Source organism: Mesorhizobium sp. M7A.F.Ca.US.014.04.1.1 (assembly GCF_003998745.1).
GTDB lineage: Bacteria > Pseudomonadota > Alphaproteobacteria > Rhizobiales > Rhizobiaceae > Mesorhizobium > Mesorhizobium ciceri.
In genome coordinates this window covers 1-1777 of record NZ_RZRW01000853.1, presented here as the reverse complement: position 1 = coordinate 1777, position 1777 = coordinate 1, and the positions used below count along the sequence as shown (strand labels likewise).

At 59.1% G+C, this 1777-nt stretch carries 3 protein-coding genes and 1 pseudogene; 1 reads left to right on the top strand and 3 read right to left on the bottom strand.

What is annotated here, in order from left to right:
* Window positions 1-187: pseudogene (locus EOA22_RS38300) on the top strand (cardiolipin synthase B); the annotation flags it as partial.
* A 144-nt stretch (window positions 188-331) separates the two neighbouring features.
* Here the strand turns inward: EOA22_RS38300 and EOA22_RS32320 are convergent.
* From EOA22_RS32320 to EOA22_RS32305, 3 genes are all read right to left on the bottom strand, one after another.
* Window positions 332-553: a hypothetical protein gene (locus EOA22_RS32320; RefSeq protein WP_013525114.1), complete on the bottom strand. Its 222-nt coding sequence runs from the start codon at window positions 551-553 to the stop codon at window positions 332-334.
* Window positions 554-562: 9 nt separating this feature from the next.
* Window positions 563-763, bottom strand: coding sequence for a hypothetical protein (locus EOA22_RS32315; protein WP_013525113.1), 201 nt, complete (start codon window positions 761-763; stop codon window positions 563-565).
* A gap of 710 nt (window positions 764-1473) precedes the next feature.
* Window positions 1474-1777, bottom strand: a 304-nt coding sequence (locus EOA22_RS32305; RefSeq protein ID WP_348629520.1) for a hypothetical protein, incomplete at its 5' end; no start/stop codon positions are given.

Here is a 1777-nt window from a genome sequence, read left to right as displayed (position 1 = left end):
ATCCTTGCGCCTCAACGATGAGGCCAGTCTGAACGTCTACGGATTGGAATTCGCGCGGACGCAAATAGACGTTTTCAACGAGGACCTGAAGCGATCAAGGCAGGTCAGTCTGGAAGAATGGCAAGCGCGTCCGCTAAGCGAAAAGGTCACCGACTACTTTGCGAGCAGGTTTCGCTCCCAGCTCTGATAATGGCGAGGAGGCGGAGATCCAAAGTCCCCGCGATTGCTCGCCAGGTATTTCGCAGCCTTGCTGGATCAGGTCGCGGAAGCCCTCCCTCCCAGCCGCGCTCGCCGCTGGACTCTCCCAGTGTTCCGCACGGATGTGGAGAGCCTAAAAGACTTCGATCACCTTACGGCTTCTCTTTTTGAGAGCCTGGATGGGTTTGCGGCGAGTTTGCGGCTGCGCCGGCGACGACTCCACCGGACGCTGTGCAAGCCTTGCTTGTCTCAGCCGCGCCGTCTTCTCGGCGCGTTGTGCGCGTTCAGCGTCCAGCGTCTCTTGGCTGATGCGTTTGGCGCGGTCGTATCTTTCCTTGTCATGATTGCGCGTCACGGACACCTCCTAGCCAGCAACAAAAATCCTGCGAACCTTTTTGGTGACACGCTGCTTGCGTTCTATGGGAGACGGCGTGATGGCCTGTGCGAGGCGCGCTTCCTTCAACCGCGCCGTCTTGGCGGCGCGCTCAGCACGTTCCTTGTCGACAATGATTGCTGCAGCTGATGTGGTCTTCTCGTTGCGAGCGTCATTATTGGTCCGCGGCATCTCAGCGCCTCGCCTTAATTCTTGTCGCCCGCAGAGCCATTTTGTACCTGGGTCGTGCTCTAACCTGGTGTATCGCCCCCTTGGGCGAGATTTTGCCTCGATGAGCCGGCTTCATGCGCAGGTGGTTGTCGTTGTCCGCTTGTGGGATGGCCATCTCGGTTCTCCTATGCGGGCCGAACTTCGATATGACACAAGTGTTCCAAGGCAACGCGCCAGCTGCTGGGCTATTTTCGAGGCAAGGAAACGCGCTTCAGGCGCGTGATCGGGGAACCGTGACAGGGGGCCGTAGCTGGAACTTTGAGAGCGCAGATAGCGTCGGCGCCTGCACACGGCGGCCCTCTCCCCTCTCGCAAAAGCTGTCAGCCGCGGCGGTGCGATTACCGGCAGCAAAGGAGCTTGGTGTCGACGATGAACTTCCTGGCGACGAGATCGTTCGGACATTGCTGCAGCGCAGGATCCCCCCGCGAGCGCATTAGCTCCGTATTGTATGGCGTTAGGGCCGTTGAACCACCACCGGGGTGTGTCAGTAGCACCTTACAGGCAGCCGCAGGTCCAAACGAGCAGCACCGTTCCAAGCGCATAAGGGACCAGAAGCAAACCTATCGTCACCCAGAAAGCCGGCTCTGCCAAGGCGGCCATGTCCTTGCGAAACTGCTCCATGGGGCTACCCCGGCAACTTCGACAAACGAAAAGAGCTGATCTGGTATGGCCTACGGCCCGCTTTTGGCATCTTCGACCTCCAGCGCATCCATGAGGGCTGCCACATCGCTGGGTTCGCCAGCGGCGTCACCATGCACGCCAGTTCGCGCTTTCTTGAGCGCTTGCTCGATCGCATCTTCAATGTTTCCGAGCTCGTCCTCACGCACCTCGCGACCATAACCGGCCGCTTCGGCATCCTGCTCGAATTGCTGAGCCAGCACGGCGAAGCTCACTTCCTCTTGGCCGGCAAGAGTGCCGACATTCTCCTGCAGCCAGCTTTCAAAAAACTCTTTGGTCGCATTCATCGGATAACTC